The 20,746-nt window shown below is 42.5% G+C and carries 25 protein-coding genes and 1 tRNA gene; 17 read left to right on the forward strand and 9 right to left on the reverse strand.

Annotation, left to right across the window (positions count from 1 at the left end):
• Window positions 1-495: 495 nt before the first annotated feature.
• The 6 genes from AC2A4J_RS17830 to AC2A4J_RS17855 form a co-directional block, all read right to left on the reverse strand.
• Window positions 496-579: transfer RNA gene (locus tag AC2A4J_RS17830), tRNA-Tyr, on the reverse strand.
• 51 nt (window positions 580-630) lie between these two features.
• A complete protein-coding gene (locus tag AC2A4J_RS17835; RefSeq protein WP_484176979.1) occupies window positions 631-1,584 on the reverse strand; it encodes a ProQ/FINO family protein in 954 nt (317 codons plus the stop codon).
• A gap of 186 nt (window positions 1,585-1,770) precedes the next feature.
• Window positions 1,771-2,244: a hypothetical protein gene (locus AC2A4J_RS17840; protein WP_484176980.1), complete on the reverse strand. Its 474-nt coding sequence runs from the start codon at window positions 2,242-2,244 to the stop codon at window positions 1,771-1,773.
• On the reverse strand, window positions 2,241-2,471 hold the full coding sequence (locus tag AC2A4J_RS17845; protein ID WP_484176981.1) for a cell division protein ZapB: 231 nt from the start codon (window positions 2,469-2,471) through the stop codon (window positions 2,241-2,243). Before AC2A4J_RS17845 ends, AC2A4J_RS17840 begins: the two co-directional genes overlap by 4 nt.
• Before the next feature lie 57 nt (window positions 2,472-2,528).
• Window positions 2,529-3,722 (reverse strand): flagellar assembly protein T N-terminal domain-containing protein, encoded by a 1,194-nt coding sequence (locus AC2A4J_RS17850; RefSeq protein ID WP_484176982.1) that lies wholly within the window; start codon window positions 3,720-3,722, stop codon window positions 2,529-2,531.
• Between the two features lie 3 nt (window positions 3,723-3,725).
• Window positions 3,726-4,355 (reverse strand): LPP20 family lipoprotein, encoded by a 630-nt coding sequence (locus AC2A4J_RS17855; protein ID WP_484176983.1) that lies wholly within the window; start codon window positions 4,353-4,355, stop codon window positions 3,726-3,728.
• A 392-nt stretch (window positions 4,356-4,747) separates the two neighbouring features.
• On the opposite strand from AC2A4J_RS17855, the gene dinB reads away from it, so the two are divergent.
• The 10 genes from dinB to AC2A4J_RS17905 all read left to right on the forward strand — a co-directional run bounded on the left by dinB (window position 4,748) and on the right by AC2A4J_RS17905 (window position 12,077).
• Window positions 4,748-5,806 carry a DNA polymerase IV gene (gene dinB, locus AC2A4J_RS17860; RefSeq protein ID WP_484176984.1) on the forward strand — a complete coding sequence of 353 codons (1,059 nt, stop codon included), beginning with the start codon at window positions 4,748-4,750 and terminating at the stop codon, window positions 5,804-5,806.
• Between the two features lie 70 nt (window positions 5,807-5,876).
• Window positions 5,877-6,857 carry a hypothetical protein gene (locus tag AC2A4J_RS17865; RefSeq protein ID WP_255827982.1) on the forward strand — a complete coding sequence of 327 codons (981 nt, stop codon included), beginning with the start codon at window positions 5,877-5,879 and terminating at the stop codon, window positions 6,855-6,857.
• Between the two features lie 120 nt (window positions 6,858-6,977).
• Window positions 6,978-7,646, forward strand: a complete 669-nt coding sequence (locus AC2A4J_RS17870; RefSeq protein WP_484176985.1) for an alpha/beta hydrolase — start codon at window positions 6,978-6,980, stop codon at window positions 7,644-7,646.
• A gap of 48 nt (window positions 7,647-7,694) precedes the next feature.
• Window positions 7,695-8,507, forward strand: coding sequence for an inositol monophosphatase family protein (locus tag AC2A4J_RS17875; RefSeq protein ID WP_255827984.1), 813 nt, complete (start codon window positions 7,695-7,697; stop codon window positions 8,505-8,507).
• Window positions 8,508-8,537: 30 nt separating this feature from the next.
• Window positions 8,538-8,996 (forward strand): DUF2489 domain-containing protein, encoded by a 459-nt coding sequence (locus AC2A4J_RS17880; protein ID WP_484176986.1) that lies wholly within the window; start codon window positions 8,538-8,540, stop codon window positions 8,994-8,996.
• Window positions 8,997-9,115: 119 nt separating this feature from the next.
• The gene (locus AC2A4J_RS17885) at window positions 9,116-9,367 is read left to right on the forward strand and encodes a hypothetical protein (protein WP_255827986.1); all 252 of its coding nucleotides are present in this window, start codon (window positions 9,116-9,118) and stop codon (window positions 9,365-9,367) included.
• A 37-nt stretch (window positions 9,368-9,404) separates the two neighbouring features.
• Window positions 9,405-10,235, forward strand: coding sequence for a mechanosensitive ion channel family protein (locus AC2A4J_RS17890; RefSeq protein WP_484176987.1), 831 nt, complete (start codon window positions 9,405-9,407; stop codon window positions 10,233-10,235).
• 116 nt (window positions 10,236-10,351) lie between these two features.
• Window positions 10,352-10,861: a transcription elongation factor GreB gene (gene greB / locus AC2A4J_RS17895; RefSeq protein WP_255827988.1), complete on the forward strand. Its 510-nt coding sequence runs from the start codon at window positions 10,352-10,354 to the stop codon at window positions 10,859-10,861.
• Window positions 10,858-11,721 carry a DUF72 domain-containing protein gene (locus AC2A4J_RS17900; protein WP_484176988.1) on the forward strand — a complete coding sequence of 288 codons (864 nt, stop codon included), beginning with the start codon at window positions 10,858-10,860 and terminating at the stop codon, window positions 11,719-11,721. The genes greB and AC2A4J_RS17900 overlap by 4 nt, the downstream gene beginning before the upstream one ends.
• Window positions 11,722-11,768: 47 nt before the next feature.
• Window positions 11,769-12,077 (forward strand): YqfO family protein, encoded by a 309-nt coding sequence (locus AC2A4J_RS17905; RefSeq protein ID WP_484176989.1) that lies wholly within the window; start codon window positions 11,769-11,771, stop codon window positions 12,075-12,077.
• Here AC2A4J_RS17905 and AC2A4J_RS17910 read toward each other — a convergent pair.
• The 3 genes from AC2A4J_RS17910 to AC2A4J_RS17920 all read right to left on the reverse strand — a co-directional run bounded on the left by AC2A4J_RS17910 (window position 12,058) and on the right by AC2A4J_RS17920 (window position 14,740).
• A complete protein-coding gene (locus AC2A4J_RS17910; RefSeq protein WP_484176990.1) occupies window positions 12,058-12,603 on the reverse strand; it encodes an NUDIX hydrolase in 546 nt (181 codons plus the stop codon). The two genes, AC2A4J_RS17905 and AC2A4J_RS17910, sit on opposite strands and share 20 nt — an antisense overlap.
• A gap of 29 nt (window positions 12,604-12,632) precedes the next feature.
• Complete coding sequence (locus AC2A4J_RS17915; RefSeq protein ID WP_484176991.1) at window positions 12,633-13,889, reverse strand: HlyC/CorC family transporter; 1,257 nt, start codon at window positions 13,887-13,889, stop codon at window positions 12,633-12,635.
• An 83-nt stretch (window positions 13,890-13,972) separates the two neighbouring features.
• A complete protein-coding gene (locus AC2A4J_RS17920; RefSeq protein ID WP_484176992.1) occupies window positions 13,973-14,740 on the reverse strand; it encodes a cytochrome C assembly family protein in 768 nt (255 codons plus the stop codon).
• A 129-nt stretch (window positions 14,741-14,869) separates the two neighbouring features.
• Between AC2A4J_RS17920 and ffh the strand changes: the two genes are divergently transcribed.
• The 7 genes from ffh (at window position 14,870) to AC2A4J_RS17955 (ending at window position 20,736) form a co-directional block, all read left to right on the forward strand.
• Window positions 14,870-16,255, forward strand: a complete 1,386-nt coding sequence (gene ffh, locus AC2A4J_RS17925) for a signal recognition particle protein (RefSeq protein ID WP_255827994.1) — start codon at window positions 14,870-14,872, stop codon at window positions 16,253-16,255.
• A gap of 178 nt (window positions 16,256-16,433) precedes the next feature.
• Window positions 16,434-16,682 (forward strand): 30S ribosomal protein S16, encoded by a 249-nt coding sequence (gene rpsP, locus AC2A4J_RS17930; protein ID WP_012071436.1) that lies wholly within the window; start codon window positions 16,434-16,436, stop codon window positions 16,680-16,682.
• Between the two features lie 15 nt (window positions 16,683-16,697).
• Window positions 16,698-17,243, forward strand: coding sequence for a ribosome maturation factor RimM (rimM, locus tag AC2A4J_RS17935; RefSeq protein ID WP_113917778.1), 546 nt, complete (start codon window positions 16,698-16,700; stop codon window positions 17,241-17,243).
• Between the two features lie 22 nt (window positions 17,244-17,265).
• Window positions 17,266-18,018 (forward strand): tRNA (guanosine(37)-N1)-methyltransferase TrmD, encoded by a 753-nt coding sequence (gene trmD / locus AC2A4J_RS17940; protein ID WP_114412617.1) that lies wholly within the window; start codon window positions 17,266-17,268, stop codon window positions 18,016-18,018.
• Between the two features lie 69 nt (window positions 18,019-18,087).
• Window positions 18,088-18,450 (forward strand): 50S ribosomal protein L19, encoded by a 363-nt coding sequence (rplS, locus tag AC2A4J_RS17945; RefSeq protein ID WP_255827995.1) that lies wholly within the window; start codon window positions 18,088-18,090, stop codon window positions 18,448-18,450.
• A 105-nt stretch (window positions 18,451-18,555) separates the two neighbouring features.
• Window positions 18,556-19,272, forward strand: coding sequence for a thioredoxin fold domain-containing protein (locus tag AC2A4J_RS17950; protein WP_484176993.1), 717 nt, complete (start codon window positions 18,556-18,558; stop codon window positions 19,270-19,272).
• 162 nt (window positions 19,273-19,434) lie between these two features.
• Window positions 19,435-20,736 carry a homoserine dehydrogenase gene (locus AC2A4J_RS17955; protein ID WP_484176994.1) on the forward strand — a complete coding sequence of 434 codons (1,302 nt, stop codon included), beginning with the start codon at window positions 19,435-19,437 and terminating at the stop codon, window positions 20,734-20,736.
• Window positions 20,737-20,746: the final 10 nt, after the last annotated feature.

Genomic DNA, 20,746 nt, shown 5'->3' on the forward strand with positions numbered 1-20,746 from the left:
CGTCTATCGTCTATCGTCTATCGTCTATCGTCTATCGTCTATCGTCTATCGTCTATCGTCTATCGTCTATCGTCTATCGTCTATCGTCTATTTACCCTTGTCTTGCAGGTGTGACTAGGCGTGAGTGTCCATTATCGCTGTTTGTGCATAAGTTAATGACTTAGTGGTTGCTGCCTTGTGTGGCTCGTCTGGCTTCTTTGTGTCGGCGTTGTAGTTGGTGGGCTTTATTAGATTGGTGGCTTGGGGTGCGCTAAGGCTTATGAGGTGGGCTTTTGTGCTGCTTTTAGAAAGTGAGGTGGACTTTTTTTTTTGTGTGTGTATAGGGTTTGCGTGTTGTAAGTATGGTTGTTTAGGTTGTGAGGATTCGCGTATTTCTGTTGTGGATAAAATTGTTAATAAGGTGTTGTGTTATCTATGATAACGAGGAAATAGTATTGAATTTGTTGTGTCAGAAATTCTTAGTGCAGATGTTGAGTCTTAAGTAGAAGCTGCTAATGGTGGAGGGAGGTGGATTCGAACCACCGAAACTTTCGTGGCAGATTTACAATCTGCTCCCTTTGGCCACTCGGGAACCCCTCCACAGCAGCGCGACGTATAATATACATCGCGCTTTACTATGTAAACACTTTTTTAAGATTTATTTAGTAATTTTTCTAGTTTAGCCTTCATGCGCTCTTCAGGAGATAAATTGTCATAAATATCTTCTTGCTTAGGTGCGCTTTTTTGGGCTGGTTTAGGTTTTGAGTGTGTTTTATTCTTAGGTTGAGGTTTTGCTTTGTTGCGATTCGGTTGAGCAGGTCTTTCTTTTGTAGGTCTGCTAGTTGTCGCAGTTTTGGCTTTTGCTGGAATCATAGATTCAGGCAAGGCTGGCTCGTTATTAACAGCAATGCCTTCTAGATCGATTCGTGGCTGGCCAGACAGTAGACATTTCTTGTATCTGTCTGAACGCGTGTAAGCGGCAAGAGCGCGTTTTTGTTTGCTAGCGTTAAAGTCATCGTCCAGCACCATATCTTTGTCTATACCGACTTTTAGAGGCTTAGGCTGATTCCAGTCAAACGCTTTGGGGTAACGGTCTTCAAGCATTTTGATTAGGCGGCGATTATTCTTTTGGTTTTTTTGACGCTTTCTTTGTTCCGGCGTCAAAGTCGCTTCCTCTGTCGTGCTGTCGCTTGCTTCTTGTACGCTAATGTCGGTATCGACTAGTTTGTCGTCTTCTTGCAAGCCGTTAAGCTCAGGTTGTTGTGTGGTCATGTAATCAATCTGTTCTGTTGTCGTGGTTGTGGTGCTGCTTTCAGCATGCTCGTGCAATAAGTCAAAGTTAAGTTGATATTCAACTGCGTCTGATTTTATTACTTGCTCCGGGGCTGATGCGTCATTTAAAAGATCAAGAGAGTCTTCAATGTAGAGCTGCAATTGATCTTCAGTTGAGCGATCGGCCATGTGTTGCAATAGGTCCATTGAAGCGCTGTACTCAATGGAAGGATCGTTCTTTTCCTTTAATCTTTGTATTTCCTCGTTCGCATCTTCTAGCTGCTGTGTTAGCCAGTTAATCCTTGCTTCGAGTTTGGCAATAAGTTGTTCCATAAAGACACAAGGCTCAATTTTTTATTGGAGTCAGCGGAATACTGGGAGTATTGCTTGTGCCAATCATTTCTTTTCGCTGATTTTCATTGGGTAGCGTGACGGAAATATAGCTTTCGCTTTGCCACCAGACGTAAATCGTTGTTATTAGCAAACTAGCGCCGAAAAGAGGTAGTAACTTCATCTTACTCAGAAGGTAAGTCCTGCACCAATCATGACGTGTTTGTCATAGGTCTCGTTGCTGCTGTTAAGTATCTTGATGTATACATCTAAGCGAGAAGCATCAGATGTCGCGATACGAAAGCCTGCTTCAGGATAATATACCGTGTCCTCTAGGAATGATAATCCTCCACCTATGAAGGACCACATCGGAATGCCTGGAAATATCTGAAAGGCCGGTGTGGCGCTATAAAAGCGAGATCCTACAGTGACGGAGCTTTCAAATTTTTCCCCAAGCACAAATGAAAAACCACCATAGAATGAAATGTTTTCAGGCAAGGTGTATTCCATCGTGGTATTTAGAATAGACGTTATATTGTCTTCTCCATCAGGTGTGTTCGGTCGAGCCGCTGTGGATTCAAAATTTACTAAACTCGCAATTTGACCTTCTGCAGATGCATGTGCACTTACTAGAACTAAAGCTGCAAGTAGAAGTGATTTCATTGTTTGTCGTCCATTTGGTTTAAGCGATTAAGCATTTGGGAAAGAGATGATTCCCAGTTTGATTGTTGCTCTTTTGTTTGATCTAGAGTGCTTTGAATTTCACTTTTTTCTTCACTGAGTTCGTAGTTTTGCATCTCTAATTCAGAAATTCGTTTACGCAATGAGCCAATTTCTTCAACAGCGTCATTAATGCGTTGCTCTAGGTGGTGTAGTAGTTCGTTGTTCATTGTATTTATCCTAAAAAATAAAAATCGCCATTTGTGTGTAGGCGTAGTTGTATAAAATTACCAGGCAATCACGACATCCTGTTGTTGCACGTTTAGTATGTGAGAGTCAACAACGAGCTCGCCAACTGAAAAGTTAGGCTGAACCTGTTTTATTGTAACACTGATATTCGCATTATTCAGCTGAGTTTGAGCTGATTGTAACTGGTTGAAAACCTCGTAGCGACGATAAACATTGAATTTATCGCCCTGTTTGATTCCTGCCAACGATCCTGCAGAAATATGTATTCTATTGCCTTCGGTACGAAAAATATTAGCAATAAATGGTTGGCAGCGTAATTGTTCGCTGGTATCCAAGGCGCTTTCTTTTAGAGCTTGTTGGACTACCTTGCCATAATGTACTGTCCAAAACTTTGCACTGCCAAAGCCTATTCTTGCATGGTCTGATACATCCCAGTTACCAATTTCGTTGTATCTATGTTCAAACAACAAGGCGCCACTGAAACCATCATAGATATAGATATCGACCACAAAGTTTCTTTCTTTATCTATTTCTTCATCTAGTAAGTCTTTTGCATTTTTATCGTCGGGGCGTCTTAGGTATAGTTCGCCAATATCTCTGATAACACCGCTTATAATATATTGCACGCCTAGCTGTTCGCTTATGCGGGTAACATTTGTTAGTGAGCCATCGTAATTGGTTGAGGATGGGGCGTTTATAAGATCAGGGTAGATGGCGATATTGGTTGCTGTTAAGGCTCTTAGGTAGCCTTGTTTATTTATTTCATCGGCAAGGTCTTTGGGAAGTTCTCTGGATATATTGCTGAGTTCTCCAAGTCTTGCCTGCTGAGGAACCTGTAATTCAAACCCAGTTACGCCAACGGTTTTCTTGTAATAGCTTGTTGGACCGGTGCTACATTGTGAGTCTGGTGTAACGTCTACGCGGGCAACAACGGTGAGAAAGTCACCGTTTTGTTCTTCGGAAATGATTCTGGCTTTTTGAACATAACCTGAACTGCGGATTTCTAAATTTGATTCAAGCTCGCCATTGTATAATTCGTCTTTAATATTGACCCTTGAGCCCGATTCTAAAACGGCTTGTTTAATCGCTTGCTGCGTTGCTCTATAGCGAGCATCAGCGATGTCATTGTTATATATGACGGCTTCACCCACAGCATCAATGCTTTTTGCAAAGCAAGATATAGGCAATAAAAATACTATTGTGACGAGCAGTAGGCGTTTCAACATGAGCATTTGTTATTCAATACTGTAGAAATTGGTCGTCGGAGTGGCGTTTTCAACATTAATAGCGCGGTATCCTGGTTGAATTCTGCAGTTTGGATCTGTTTGGACGTTCGAAGAACTTAAGCACTGGCGAAAGTTTTCTTGTAAGGCCATTTCAACAACGGTTTCGAATGTACCGTCTTCGTGTTCGCGCTGAGAGACAACTTTCGCTCCCACTAGGTAGGCATCAACATAGGTTCTTAATTCATCGTTTTGCATGACCATGTTACTCAAGGAGCTTGAACCATCAATTTTTAAACCATAAACACGCTCTGATAGGTTTCGATATGCGTCTAGCATAGAGCTGCGTAGTGTCATAATGCGCGCCTGAGATTTGGTTAGGCGTTTATTTGTCATCATTGCGGCATAGCCTGTAGCCGTCACAATGATAGGTTCTTGCTTAATAACAGCAATGGTGTTGTTGGCATTCAATGCCCCATTCTGTGGGTTGCTATAAGAAGAGCCATTGCCTACAGTGTTACCATTACAAGGTGCGACGGTTGTACATGTTGTGCCAGAGGCGCTTTGTTGACTGAGGTTTTGACAACCCGCTAGGGTGATGGCACCTATGGCTATAAAAAATATTCGAAGTGATAGTGTCATGGTGGTGCCCTTGTATGGAAGTCCTTACATTAATATCCTGAGTCTAGTAGCCACTAATTTAAATGGTGTGCTTTTCAACTAAGCGATGAATCGCTTCAGGTGTAACTATTCGTAGTTTGTTCAAAAAAGCTTTATTTTTCAATATGCCTAATCCGATGGACAAAATGTAAACCATTTTGCTCTACAGCGTCCATGTTTGGGGGCTTAAAAAAGCACTTTTTCTTTGTTTTTTGTAATAAAGTTGTTCTTTCCGTGTATTTTTTTAAATTTGTTCAATTATTCTACGGTCTGAGTGTTTTTTCTAGAAGTGTCTTTACAATGTTTTTAGAAGATGAAGGACTATTTGAAATGGTATAAACTGTTTTTTTATACAGTGCTTTTTGGGTGTTATATTGCAGAATCGTAAGATTATTCATATCGATGCTGATTGCTTTTATGCAGCGATAGAGATGCGCGACGACCCTGGTCTGCGTGATGTTCCTATTGCAATTGGTGGCCCTGAAAGTGGTCGAAGTGTGTTGTCGACCGCTAACTACGCGGCTCGTGTTTTTGGTGTGCGTTCTGCTATGCCAACGTCAGTCGCTAAGCGACTTTGTCCTGCATTGTTAGTGATACCTGGAAATATGAATAAATATCGAATTGCCTCAGAGCAAATGCACGCCATTTTTCGTGATTTTACCGATGTTATTGAGCCTTTGTCATTGGATGAAGCTTATTTAGATGTGACGAATACAACGGATTTTCAAGGTAGTGCAACACGAATAGCAGAAGAAATTCGTTCACGAATATCCAAAGAAGTAGGGATTACTGTATCGGCTGGCGTGGCGACAAACAAATTTATTGCGAAAGTGGCGAGTGATTGGGATAAGCCAGATGGTTTGACGGTGGTTACACCAGTAAAGCAGTTTGAATTTGTTTCTAATGTCCCTGTTAAGTTTATTTCTGGTATTGGTCGCGTAGCGCAAGAAAAATTAGCCGCATTGGGAGTCTTTAAATGCTCTGATTTGCAGGCTTTGGACTTTTCGGTTTTGCAGAAAAGCTTTGGTAGTATGGCATTTCGGTTATCGCAGTTTGCCCTTGGGATTGATGACCGACCAGTAACTGTTTCTCGTGAAAGGAAAAGTGTTTCTGTGGAGCATACGTTTTCAAAAGACTTACTTGATCTTCCGGCCTGTCAGGCTGTTTTGCCTCTTTTGCTTGCAGATTTAAAAAAACGGATGACAGGAAGAAACTTTGAGTCACAGCTAAGTAAATATTATCTTAAAGTGAAATTTGACGATTTTAAGCAAACCACGATTGAGCAGCCAATTAAGGCTAAATTGTCAGATGAGGTGTTTTCACAACTTTTGCAGCAGGCGTATTCTCGCTCTCGGCGTCCAGTTCGTTTGATTGGTGTAGGGTATCGATTATCGCCACCAGAACCACATCAGTTGAATTTACCTTTTGTTTAAAAATGTAAATTCCAACCAATTTTGCAGCTTCTAACTATACTGAAGAATGAATAATTCGGAGGTGCTCATTATGTTGAAACAACAGAGTAAGTTTGATTATACAAATTTAAGTATGCCTGACCCTTTGTCGCATAGGTTGCGTTTTGAAGTGGAGCAAACATTGAGTTGTTTGTATGCAGATGCTTCTTTGGTTGATCAAATGGATGAATTGTATCTCCCTTTTTCTAGTTGGCTAAGTCAAAAAGCGCATTCTGGGAAAGGGCCTTTAGTTGTTGGTGTTGGTGGTGCTCAAGGGTGTGGGAAAACCACATTTTGTAGTGTTATTAGTCGAATATTAAAGAAGGGGTTTGACCTGAACAGTATTGTAATCAGCTTGGACGACTTATATAGCACTCGGCAAGATCGGATGAAGTTTGCCAATCAAACAACCCCAATGTTTTCTGTACGAGGTGTGCCTGGAACTCATGATGTCGACTTTGCTCTTTCTCTTTTTGAGCGCTTGAAAAACCTTAAAGATGGGGAGGTGATGAAGTTTCCTCGTTTTGATAAGTCGATTGATGACCGAAAAGCGGTTCATTTATGGCAAGAGGTTCAGGGTCCTGTTGATATTGTTTTATTTGAAGGTTGGTGTGTTGGTGCGCCGCCAATGGTTGAAGGCTTGGGTCAAGCATTGAATGAGCTTGAGGCGGAAATGGATGCCGATGGTTTGTGGCGTAATAAAGTGAATCAACTCTTAAAAGAGGATTATAAGTCGTTATTTTCACAAATTGATCTGATGGCTTGGATGCAGGCTCCAGACTACAACGTTGTCTATCATTGGCGTAATAAACAAGAGCGGGTTTTAGAAAACCATCTTCATGATATTCATGGTGTCCTACTAGATACCATTGATTTGAAAGTAATGTCTTCAGAAGAGTTGAAACGATTCATGCAATATTACGAAAGGCTGACGCGACACATGTTAGCTGTGATGCCAAGTAAGGCGGATGTGCTATTTAAGTTAAATGAAAAACAGGAAGTAATGGAAATGCGCTTCCCAGTTGAGCACTAAGCCTTAACGTCAAAAGTTTGTTTATAAAGCGAGTGTAGTAGATTCAATGTGTCGAGTGATAAACGTCAATATGATAGGCTATGGCGAATTGCGATAGCCTATTTTTTTGGAGTGTTGAAAATGACTGAATTATTGCCCTCTGTTTTAGTGGAAACAAACGAGCAGCCTGATGCCGCTATTATTTGGTTGCATGGCCTTGGATCAGATGGTCATGATTTCGAGTCTTTGGTTCCAGCTTTATCTTTATTGCCAACATTGAAAGTGCGTTTTGTTTTTCCTCATGCTCCACGTCGTCCTGTTACAGTCAATGGTGGTATGGAAATGCGTGCTTGGTATGATATCTATGAGATGACGTTAGAGCGTAAAGTCGATATGGAAAATATCGAAGAATCATGCCTGCAAGTTGAGCGGTTAATACAAGATCAAATTGATAAAGGCATTGCTGCAAATCGAATTGTTTTGGCGGGTTTTTCACAGGGTGGGGTGATCGCATACCACACAGCTTTACGCACTAAGCATGTGTTGGCGGGTATTCTTGAGCTATCAACTTATTTAGTTAATGGTGATGAAGTGCCTGAAGCCGATGCTTGTCCTAATGGCCAAACACCGATTCTTATCCATCATGGCTCGCAAGATCCAGTAGTTGCTCCTGTGTTGGCGACTCAAGCAAGGGATCTTTTGATGTCTAAGGGCTATTCTGTCGCTTATCAATCTTACGAAATGCCTCATTCTGTGTGTCCTGAGCAGGTGCAGGGTATTTCTCACTGGTTAAACACTCGATTGGCATAACTGTTATCAGAGTCGGTGAGATTCTCTTGTCTTATTTAAGGAGCTTTTGTGTCGGGAAACTATGAGGAATGGCTGGATTTTGCGAAAAATCTAGCGATACATGCAGGCCAGATGATAGTGGATGCGCGAGAGAATTCAACCTTCGTGCGCGATTACAAAATGGATCATGAGCTGGTTACTTCGACGGATATTGCAGTTGATCAGTACATTTGTAGCCACATCCTTGAGCGCTATCCTTCGCACTGTATTTTGTCAGAAGAGTCTTCGCCGCATCTGGATCTTAGCGGTATTGGTGATGATGTTCCGGTTTGGGTGATTGATCCGATAGATGGAACGGTGAATTTTGCACATGGGCATCATCATGTGGCGGTTTCAATTGGCCTTTATATTGGCGATCAGCGAATTTTAGGCGTGGTGAATGCTCCGTTTTTAGAGGAGTGTTTTTGGGCTGTGAAAGGTTCGGGGGCTTTTTGTAATGGGAAGCCGCTGGCGGTTTCGGGTGCTCAAGAGCTAAGAAGTGCATTGGTTGCCACAGGGTTTCCTTATCAAAAAACGGCACTTTCGCCTATCATTGAACGAGTGTCGCGTATTTTGCATCACTGCCAAGATGTTCGTCGTAATGGTTCTGCCGCTTTGGATTTATGCTGGGTTGCTGCAGGTCGTTTAGATGCGTATTTTGAAAGCGTAAAACCTTGGGATATGGCTGCTGGGGCTTTAATAGCGGAAGAGGCGGGTGCCAAAGTTGGGTATTATCTATCTAGCGCATCTTCTTGGCCCAACGTGGTTAATGGAGAAGGGCTTTTGGTATCAACCCCTCAATTGTATGACGATCTTTTGGCGCTTGTTGATCTTGATTTATAACGTATTTACTTCTGCTTGATTGGAATTATTATGTCTTTTACTGCATTTATGTTGGTTTTGCTCGGCTGTGTTGGCGTGATTGCCGTTTCACTTTGGTTTATTCGCCATCAGCTAAAATTAAATAAAGCACGAGAAGAAAAAATTCGTGCTGGAGAGGACCGCTTTTTTGAAGAGCGGCAAAAAAGAATCGATAGCATTCGGGTTCTGTTAAAAACAGTGGGGACCGAGGAGTTAAACTGGATTGAAGCCAGTATTCGAATAAAAAATCTATTGGATCAGTTAAGCGAGGATTTATCTGGACATGAGGATATTTCCGCGTTTTATATTATTACTGAGAAAACTCTGCATATTCCAACTCACGAGCAATGGGGGGATTTGCCTAAGCCTGCAAAAATGAAATTTCGTCTTGAAATGGATGGTTATGAAGTGGAATATGCCGAACATTTGCAACGCGCTAGAACTTCATTGATGGCTTATGACTTTAAGTAATGTTAGTTCAGTTGCTCGTTTCTATCAGTTTTTTATTTTTGTTGTTAGTTTTACTTGTGTTGTTTTTTATTCGTCATCAATCAAAAGTACCCTATTATAGATTGACACAAGAGCAATGTGTGACCTTGCTTCAAAAAGCGATTCAAGGTGTTCTACCAGAGCATGAGTGGCATGCTTTTATCGGTATGACTGTTAGAGATGATGATGTGCTCGATGAGTTAAGAGAGCAGTGTTTGCTTATTGAAGAGTTCGGTATTAAAGGGTCGCAATTTATTAATGGCCAAGTTTGTATCACTTTTAATAAAAAAGGTATTTCTCAGCTGGAAATGTTGTTGGATGAGTGGCAGCATAAATCAAAGTATTTAGTCTGATTTTATTTTAAAACGGAAGAGCATAGGGTTTACATGTATGAATGAGATAGAAGCGTTATTTGATCAAGGTTCCGAATTGATGCCTTGGTTGGCTGATAGTGTTATTAATTTGGTTATTGGTCTTGTTGTTTTCTTTGTGGGTAAATTTATTGCTTCCAAAGTGTCTCAATGGTGTGAAAAGCGAATGCTGAAAGCGTCCGTTGATCAGGCGGTTGCAGGCTTCGCATCGAGTATCTTGTATGCCTTGATGTTTGCTGGTGTGGCTTTGATGGCGCTGGGGCAAATTGGCGTAGAAACCACATCTTTTATTGCTATTCTTGGTGCGGCTGGTTTGGCTGTCGGTCTTGCATTACAGGGGTCCTTGTCTAACTTTGCATCAGGTGTGTTGATTATTATATTGCGTCCATTCCGTTCTGGTGACTTTATTGATGCCGGCGGCCAAATGGGTACGGTTAATCGTATTGAGTTATTTCATACCTATCTTAAAACGCCAGACAATCGTGTCATTATAGTGCCGAATTCTTCAGTAATGAATGGTTCTATTGTTAACTTTTCTCGTGAAGCGACTCGTCGTTTAGATCTTGTTATTGGTATTAGTTATGATGCGGACATTCGCTTGGCAAAACAGATTATGGAAGACATTGTTAATGCTGACGAACGTATTCTAAAAGACCCTAAGTGTTTAATCGCTGTTTCCGAATTGGCAGATAGTTCGGTTAATTTCTTCCTGCGTCCTTGGGTTGTAGCGGGCGATTACTGGACAGTGCGGGCCGATCTTTTGGAGAAAATTAAATATACCTTTGATGAGCGTGGCGTTGGTATTCCATACCCTCAAATGGATGTTCATGTACACAAACAGGAATCGTAAGCACATATAGCTTTAACTCCTCATCGTTGTAAAATATGAAATGCCGCCAAGGAAATATTGGCGGCATTTTTTGTTTTTATTGTGTTTCGTTTTTATCATTGAAAAGGCTTCTGTTAATGAGTCGATATCGACCCCCATCTCCGCCAAAGTCTGCTTATATCACTCAAGAAGGAGCGCAAGCTTTATTGGCTGAACTTAAGTATTTATGGAAAGAAAAGCGTCCGGCTGTGACTGAAACAGTTCGTGAGGCCGCAGCCCAAGGTGATAGGTCGGAAAATGCTGAATATATTTATGGCAAGAAACAGCTTCGGGAAATCGACCGTCGAGTACGCTATCTCGAAAAACGTTTGGATGTTTGCACGGTCGTTGATCGTTTGCCAGCGGATCAGGAGCGTGTGTTTTTTGGCGCATGGGTAACATTAGAAGATGATGATGGGAATCTTCGAGAGTATCGCATTGTTGGTCCAGATGAACTGGATCATCATCCTAATTACATTAGTATCGATTCTCCTGTTGCGCGGGCTTTGCTCAAGAAGCAAGAAGGTGATGAAGTAATTATTCGCCTTGCTGGCGGAGAAAAAAACTATCTTATTGATGCTGTTGAGTATCGCCAAGTACCCGCATGACTATTCATTACGGCATGGCGCAATGGCAGCATCCGGCTTGGGTGAATTGGCTTTATCCTGCCTCTCTGGCAACGGGGGAGCGAATTGGTCGGTATTCGCAGGTGTTTTCAACGGTTGAAGTTGGCAGTACTTTTTATACTAAAGTGGATGATGCTCAGCTATTGCGTTGGTATGAGTCTGTTAATGAGAACTTTAAGTTTAGTTTTAAGGCACCGCAAACGGTTACTCATCGATTGTTAGAGCGTCCTTGGCGTGATGTTCAGCAAGATTGGGTGGCTTTTATGCTGTCCTTGCAGCCGTTACAGAATAAGCTTGGCCCAACCATGCTGCAGTTTCCAGCAATATGCGATGAGCGTGCTTTAGATACTATTTTGGCTTTGTGTGATATGTGGACTTTGCCTACGCCTTTGTCTGTGGAGGTACGTAATCTTGCCTATTTTGATAAAAAACAAACAGAGCCGCGCTTTTTAGCCGGTTTGTCAGATCGTCATGTCAATCGTGTGGTGATGGATTCTCGGCCTGTTTTTTCTACCGAAGCGTATTGTGAAAGTCTGGTTGATGCTCAGAAGAAAAAGCCGAGGGTGCCTTGTCATCCTGTAGTGACGGCGAGACATCCAGTCGTGCGTTTCATTGGTCACCCGGATTTACCGCGTAACGACGTATGGCTAGATCAGTGGGCGATAAAACTGTCCCAGTGGTTATCACAAGGGCTGACACCAAGTGTATTTGTGCATTCATCGGATAATATCGCGGCACCTACGTTAGCGGCAAAATTGGATGAAAAGGTTCGTTTATTAACGCCTAATTATCAGAGCGCTTTGACGTTGCCGCAAAGTCAGGAGCAAGTTAGTCTTTGGTGAGTCTAATAAGCTGATTTCTTGTTTTTGTGAAATTGTTGGGAAATATTATGTATTCATTCGTGTTTTATGTACCTGAGTCTCATTTGGAGTCTGTCAAACAAGCGGTGTTTTCGGCTGGTGCTGGTTCAATGGGAAACTACGATTCTTGCTGTTGGCAAGTAAAAGGGCAGGGGCAGTTTAGGCCGATAAAAGGAGCGACGCCCTTTCTTGGTCAAGTCGATGAGTTAGAGTTAGTCGATGAATATCGTGTTGAAATGGTGGTAGGTGATGACAGTAAAGCGAGCGTTTTAGCCGCTTTACTCTTGGCTCACCCCTATGAAGAGGTGGCCTACCACTTTATTCAGATACAGTATTGAAATGAATGGTGTCTTCGTGAAAACCATATTGACCATTTTTATGGTCTTCGATGAAAAACCCTATGGTCTTAGTAACGCTACTAAAAGCCAGTTCGTCCCAAGGGATTTCATCTAGCCCAAACAGTGCCACTTCGGAACTTTCTTCTGTGGCATGAAAGTCGTCTCTTTCTAGTTCTGCAATGTAAAAAAGATGAACTTGATTGATTCTAGGAATGCTGATCATGCTGAATGCTTGTTTGCAGGTCGCTACAGAGCCACTTTCTTCTAATGTTTCTCTTAGTGCACCTTCGCTTGTGGTTTCTTGATTTTCCATGAAGCCCGCGGGCAGCGTCCAGAAACCTAAGCGTGGCTCAATGTTTCTTCGGCATAATAAAATCTTACCGTCGTAAAGCGGAAGGGTGCCTGTTATTAGCCTAGGGTTGTCGTAATCGATAAAATCGCAACTTGGACATACCGCACGTGGTCGATTATCCCCAGCAGGGATGGTCATGTTAACGGCGTGACCGCATTGCGGGCAGTATCTCATGTGTACATCCTTAACGTGTTTACTTGGGCTTAGCGTTTCAACTGAAGCTTGGCGTATTTTACGACTTTATCTTCGATTTCTTGGATTTCAATCATGTAATGTCCAACCCATAAGCTAATTGGGTGCTCTGGGATGAATTCTAATGTTTCGATGATAAGGCCGTTAAGTGTTTTTGGTCCGTCTGTTGGTAGATGCCATTCAAGTGTTTTATTGATTTCTCGAATGTGCGTAGAGCCTTCAATTCTAAAAGAGCCATCATCCAGCGTTTGGATTTCTTCTTCTTCATCTTGAGTTGGCGGAGTGAACTCGCCAACGATTTCTTCAAGTACGTCTTCTAAAGCAGCGATACCTTGGACATCACCATATTCATCAACCACGATGCCCATTTGCTGATGGTCTTTTTGAAAGTTCAGCAATACGGTGTTTAAAGATGTGCTTTCTGGGATGAAATAAGGTTCAACCGTTGCTTTTAAAAGCGCTGCTTTTGATGGAGTAGGGTCGCGTAAAAAGACCGCCGCATGGCGAGCATGGAGAATACCAATGACCTTATTTATCTCACCATTGTAAACAGGCATGCGAGTGTGTCTACTTTGGCAAATCTGTTCGATGATTTCTTCAATGGAGTCTTCAATGTCGATGCCTATGACTTCATTACGAGGGATCATAATGTCTTCGACAGAGACTTTTTCCAAGTCTAGGATCGATATAAGCATTTCTTGGTGGGCAGCTGGAATTAAGCCGCTCGCTTCATTTACTACGGTTCTTAGTTCTTCTGAGTCAAGTGTGTCATGGTTTTTTTGAGAAGCGTGTACGCCGATTAAACGTAACAGTCCATTAGACAAACCATTCACTAGCCAAACAAGCGGATAAAGAACTTTTAATAAAATGGCAAGAACCCAAGAGGCTGGGAAAGCGATTTTTTCTGGGTGGATGGCGGCCAATGTTTTTGGTGTCACTTCTGCAAAAATCAATACAACCATCGTGAGTGCAGCTGTCGCAATAGCAACACCAGCATCGCCCCAAAGACGCACAGCAATGATGGTTGCTATAGCAGAAGCAAGTATATTAACAAAGTTGTTTCCGATTAAGATAACGCCGATAAGTCGATCGGGACGTTCTAAAAGAGAGTCTACTTTGATTGCAGATCGGTTCTTGTTTTTAACAAGGTGTTTTAGTCGATATTTGTTGATCGACAACATCCCTGTTTCGGAACTCGAAAAGAAAGCAGAAAGTAAAATTAGACAAAAAAGTATTCCACCAAGAACACCTAAGGGTACTTCGTTCAAAAAGGGATCGCCTCAATTATGTAGATAAATGGATTATTGGTTCTTAAGATCAGACTGTCAAACATACTTTACGACATTAACAATTAATGACGTAATATTTGTAGTGCTATTTGACTGCCAAAGTAGCCTAGCATAAGCAAGAAAAAGCCACTCAACGTCAGTTTTACCGCCAGCTGCCCTCGCCAACCCGCTATATGCCTGCCAAGTAATAAACCAGCAAACACAAACCAAGAAGCAATTGTGAAAAATGTTTTGTGAACCAAGTGTTGAGCAAACATGTCTTCGATAAAATAGAAGCCCGTTGCTATTGTAATGGTTAACAAGATGAAAGCCGCCCAAATAAACTCAAACATCAAACGCTCTAATACTTGTAGTGGCGGCACTCTAAGTAGTTGTTTCAGTTTGTGGTGCTTAAGTTGGTACTCTTGCATGGAAAGTAAAATCCCCACTCCGCAGGCAGCAGTGAATAAGCTGTAGGCAACGGAGGCAATAAGAATGTGGGCGCTTGTACCCCAAGAGTTGCTATGCAGTTGGGTTAAATTCCACGGTTCGATTGCATTTAGCGCGATAATTATTGCTCCCAATGGGAAAGCTGTACCTAGCAATAGGGATAAATCTTTGTTGCGATTACTGAACCAGAGCAGGCTATTACCAATTAAGGCAATTAATAGCCCAATAGTTAAAAAATTAAAACCATCTCGGTTAAGTAATACTTGAGTGAGAGAGAGTGTGTGCAGGGCAATCGTAAGCGCCCCAATGTACTGGGTTGAGCGATTTTCTGGACGCAGGTAATACGCTGTGCCAGCAATCAAACAAGCGATACAAGCAAGCCAAAGCGATAATTGAGTCATGAAACTAAAGGTTCCGCAGGGTAAAGGTATAGGGTGATAATCATTTATCCGTTATAATAGAGACAATTTCACCTTGGATAAACTGAAACCGTAGGTTTTTTCCATTTAGAGCCAAAATTTGAGGGCAATATGTTCGACAATTTATCGAATCGCTTAACTTCCTCGCTTGATCGCATTCGAGGTCGAGCTAAATTAACTGAAGACAACATTCAAGAAGTGTTGCGTGAAGTGCGTATGGCGCTTCTTGAAGCAGACGTTGCTTTACCTGTTGTTAAAGATTTTATCGGCGCGGTTAAAGAACGTGCGATAGGGGCTGAAGTATCCAAAAGCTTGAGTCCAGGTCAAGTTTTCCTGAAAATTGTAAAGCAGGAACTCGAAAGTGTTATGGGGCAAGCGAACGATGGTCTTAACCTTCGTGTAGCTCGTCCAGCCGTTATTTTATTGGCTGGTTTGCAGGGGGCGGGTAAAACCACATCTGCCGCTAAATTGGCGAAATACTTAAAAGAGCGTGAGAAAAAATCGGTATCGGTTGTTAGTGCGGACGTTTATCGTCCTGCGGCTATTAAGCAGCTTGAAACCTTGGCGGGTGAAGTGGGTGTAGATTTCATCCCTAGCGATCTGTCACAAAAGCCAATCGACATCGTTAATAATGCCATTGATTATGCCAAGAAAGGCCATAAAGACGTTTTGATTGTCGATACGGCTGGCCGATTGTCGATTGACGAAGACATGATGGCAGAAATTAAAGCGCTGCATGCAGCAGTTAACCCAATTGAAACCTTGTTCGTTGTGGATGCCATGACGGGGCAAGACGCGGCGAATACAGCCAAAGCGTTTGGTGATGTCTTGCCTCTTACAGGCGTGATTCTTACCAAGACAGATGGTGATGCTCGTGGCGGTGCGGCTTTATCTGTTCGTCACATTACAGGTAAGCCGATTAAGTTTTTAGGTGTGGGAGAAAAAACGGACGCACTTGAACCTTTCCATCCTGACCGTTTAGCGTCTCGTATCCTTGGTATGGGCGACATGCTTTCCTTAATAGAGGAAGCAGAACAGAAGATCGACAAGGAAAAAGCTGAAAAGCTTGCTGGTAAGCTGAAGAAAGGCAAAGGTTTTGATCTAGACGACTTCAAAGAACAGCTTCAGCAAATGAAAAGCATGGGCGGTATGAGTTCCATGTTAGATAAGCTTCCAGGCATGGGCGGACAGCTAGGCAATATCCAAGATAAAGTGAATGACAAAATGTTTGTTCAAATGGAAGCCTTGATTAATTCCATGACGCCAGCAGAACGTCATAACCCTGATGTGATTAATGGTTCTCGTAAAAAACGCATCTCAACAGGTGCGGGTTTACAAATTCAAGATTTGAATCGTCTTTTAAAACAGCATAAACAAATGCAGAAGATGATGAAGAAGATGAGCGCTAAAGGCGGAATGAAGAAAATGATGCGTGGCTTGGGTGGAATGATGCCAGGTGGTGGCATGCCTGGCGGCGGAAATTTCCCTAAATTTTAATCATATCTTCTTGTTTTTACTAACGGCAGTTAAAAAACTGCCGTTTTTAATGTCTGGGTGAGTAATTCGCCCTTTTGTTTTTCTAGTTAATCGACTAGAATATGCCGCCTTCTTGTTGTATGAGTCAAAAATACGACTCGGCAAGGGGTGTTTCGTTAAGCAATAAGGAACCAATCATATGGTAACTATTCGTCTTTCTCGTGGTGGCTCTAAAAAGCGCCCATTCTATCATTTGAACGTGGCTGATAGCCGTCGTGCTCGTGATGGTCGTTATATCGAGCGTTTGGGTTTCTTTAACCCTGTTGCTCGTGGTCAAGAAGAACGTCTACGCATCGATCTAGATCGCGTAAATCATTGGGTTAGCCAAGGCGCTCAACTTTCTGACCGTGCTGCGCAGCTTGTAAAAGATGCTAGCAAAAACGCTTAATACTGAGGTAATGCTATGTCTGAGTTAAAACAAGCGGCCGCTCCTGAGCAAGCCCTTGTGGTTGGACGCATTACATCGGTATATGGTGTTAAAGGGTGGGTGAAGTTATATTCACACACCGACCCAATGCAAGGGATCTTTGATTACAAGCATTGGTGGTTGAAAACTCCTAGTGGGTGGAAAATCGTAGAATTAAGCCAAGGCCGTCTGCAAGGACGAGGTTTGGTAGCATCGGTAAAAGGTTATACCGACAGGGATCAAGTAAAAGATATCTGTGGTATGGACGTTTATATAGATGCAGCAGAACTGCCAGATTTGGAAGAAGGTGATTATTACTGGAGCCAACTGGAAGGACTGAGGGTTATTACCAAAGAGGGTGTCCTCTTAGGGAAGGTTTCTCAACTTATGGAAACTGGTGCGAATGATGTAATAGTTGTCCGCGCGTGTGAAGGTAGCTTTGATCGTGAAGAGCGATTGATTCCTTATGCTCCAGGAACTTATGTTTTAAACATCGATTTAGAACAGCAGGAAATGGTAGTGGACTGGGATCCAGAATTTTAAACAGATAAGCTGAGGTCACAACGTGAAGGTTAGCGTTATATCGCTCTTTCCGGAGATGTTTCAGGCCATTACTCAATATGGAGTAACAGGCAGAGCCATTAAGTCTGGGTTGGTTGAGGTGGATTTTTTTAATCCTCGCGACTTTACACATGACAAACATAAGACTGTAGATGATCGACCTTACGGTGGTGGTCCAGGGATGCTGATGAAAGTTCAGCCTCTCAAAGATGCCATTGCGAGTGCCAAGTTATCGGTGCCCAATGCAAAAGTTATTTATCTATCCCCTCAAGGGCGTACGCTAACGCAAGAAGGCGTGCAACAGCTTGCTAAACAAGCAGAATTTATTCTGGTAGCAGGCCGTTATGAAGGCGTTGATGAGCGTTTGATTCAATCTGAGATTGATGAAGAATGGTCAATTGGCGACTTTGTCCTAAGCGGTGGTGAGTTGCCGGCAATGGTGCTTATGGATGCTGTGTTCCGCATGGTTCCAGGAGTATTGGGAAAACAAGCGTCTGCGGATGAAGATTCATTCTCTGATGGTTTGTTGGACTGCCCGCATTATACTCGCCCGGAAGTGCTAAATGGTGAACCTGTGCCATCGGTGCTGCTTAGTGGCAACCACGAGGAGATTAGACGCTGGCGTTTAAAGCAAAAGCTCGCAAGAACTTTTCAGCGCCGGCCAGACCTTCTGCAGAACCTTGAGTTGGACAAGGAACAGCAGTTGCTGTTAGAAGAGTTTATTCGCGAAACTGAAGATTCAACCTCGGCAGAGTAGGAATTGCGAGCTTATCAGACAGAAGAACCTTCATGCTGATAAGAAACCATATCATTAGGAGTCACATCCATGAGTAATAAAACTAAACTGATTCAGCAGTTAGAAGCTGAACAAATGACAAAAGAAGTCCCAGCCTTCGGTCCTGGTGACACTATTGTTGTTCAAGTTAAAGTTAAAGAAGGTTCACGCGAGCGTCTACAGGCCTATGAAGGCATTGTAATCTCTAAGCGTAACCGTGGTCTTAACTCAGCATTTACCGTTCGTAAAATTTCTAGCGGTATCGGTGTTGAGCGTGCTTTCCAAACGTACAGCCCTTTGGTTGAAAGCATCGAAGTTAAACGCCGCGGTGACGTGCGTCAAGCTAAGATCTACTACCTACGCGAGCGTTCTGGTAAATCTGCACGTATCAAAGAAAAATTGGCTAAACGTTAATTTTTTCTTATTAAAAAAAGGCGACGCGAGTCGCCTTTTTTTATGGAACTAACCCCCGTTCGTATGGCCTAATAGAGACTATTTATCATGTCTTTGAGGTTCTCCATGAAGAGTTTTTTCCGTTCCCTATCTCGCTTTATTGCAATGAGTATGTTTTTTTCTCTTTCTTGTGCAGTATTTGCTGATCAATCCGCTGTTTTATCTGCTGTTAAAATGGCGCTGCCTCAATACGAAGTCGAAAGTGCTGAATTGCATGAAGGTGCGGGTTTGTATGTTGTTGTTTTAAAAAATGGTCCAACATTGCATGTGACGCAAGATGGTAAGTATTTTGTCGCTGGTGACCTTTACCGCATTGATAATACAACGCTTGAGAATGAAACCGAAAAAGCCAAATTGGCTAAAATTGAAACACTTCCTGAGTCGCAAATGATCGTCTATAAGGCGAAGAACGAAAAGGCACATATCACTGTATTTACGGATGTTGATTGTGGCTATTGTCGAATGCTTCATAAAGAAGTGCCAAAGCTTAACGAAGCTGGTGTGACTGTTCGTTACTTAGCTTATCCAAGAGCGGGCATTGGTTCAGAAGCGTATACAAAAATGGTGAGCATTTGGTGTTCTGCTGACCCTAAAGAGTGGCTTACTCAAGCAAAACTAGGTGCTGAGATTCCTGAAAACAAATGTGTTAACCCAGTAGCAGATCAGTATAAACTAGGAAACGAAGTGGGTGTTCGTGGAACGCCAAGCATTGTGTTGGGTAATGGTGAGTTTCTACCAGGTTATTTGCCTGCAGCCGAGTTGGTTAAACACCTCGGGCTATAGTCTAATCGCGAAATATTCCACTAAACATGAGCCTTCTTCAGCCTTTTCTACGTTGGGTTTGAATAACACTGGCGTTATAATGAATCAACTTGTTGCTTAGCCTGTATTTTAGAAAGGGTTAAATAACCTATAAAAATTAAATTGTCTCTGTGGGGTATTGTTTTGAAACCGGTAAAAGTCGGAATTTGTGGGCTGGGGACAGTGGGGTCCGGTAGTTTTAACATTCTTCGTAATAATGCGGAAGAGATTACACGACGTGTGGGTCGCAGTATTGTTATTGAGCAAATAGGTGCACGTCGCGATAACGACGCTTGTGATACCACCGGTATTAATATTACCCGTGATATTTTTGAGGTGGTTAATAATCCTGAGATCGATATTGTTCTTGAGCTGATTGGTGGAACGTCTGTTGCTAAAGAGCTGGTTCTTACGGCCATAGAAAATGGCAAGCATGTTGTTACAGCAAACAAAGCGCTTATTGCAGAGCATGGCAATGAAATTTTTGCCAAAGCTCAAGAAAAAGGCGTGATCGTAGCGTTTGAAGCAGCGGTTGCTGGCGGCATTCCTATCATCAAGCAAATTCGTGAAGGTTTGTCTGCTAACCGAATTGAGTGGTTGGCGGGGATTATCAACGGCACCGGTAATTTTATTTTGACAGAAATGAGTCAAAAAGGCCGCGACTTTGAAGATGTATTGGCAGAAGCGCAAGCGCTGGGTTACGCCGAAGCAGATCCAACGTTTGATATCGAAGGTATCGATGCTGCACACAAATTAACCATTTTGGCATCTATTGCATTTGGTATTCCTTTACAGTTCGAAAAAACCTATACCGAAGGTATTAGCCGAATTACCGCTGAGGATGTTGGTTTTGCCGATGATCTGGGGTATGCAATAAAACATTTGGGGATCGCTCGTCGCTCTAAAGCGGGTATTGAATTGCGCGTTCACCCGACTTTGATTTCTCATAAGCAGCTTTTGGCCAATGTGAATGGCGTGATGAATGCCATTATGGTTCAAGGGGATGTTGTTGGGCCGACTTTGACTTATGGTGCTGGAGCAGGCGCATTGCCAACAGGTTCTTCTGTTATCGCCGATGTGATTGATGTGGCTCGTACTTTAACGGCAGATCCAACTAATAGAGTGCCTCACCTTGCATTCCAAGCAGACTCTTTATCTCATGTGCAAATCTTACCTGTGGAAGAAATTGAATGTGGCTTTTTCCTTAACATGACCATTAAAGATCGTGCTGGTGTTTTGGCAAATATCACACAAATTCTGTCGACTAACGATATCAGCATCGAGTCTCTTATTCAGCGTGAGCGCGAAGGCAGCGAACTAGTGCCATTAGTTGTAATGACTCATGATGTAAAAGAACGCAATATGAATGCTGCGATAGCAGCAATTGAAGCCTTGCCGGATGTTGCTGGAACAGTACAACGAATCCGTGTTGAAAACTTGGCGTAAGAGAGAACAA

This window comes from Marinomonas sp. ATLA20, from assembly GCF_057180105.1.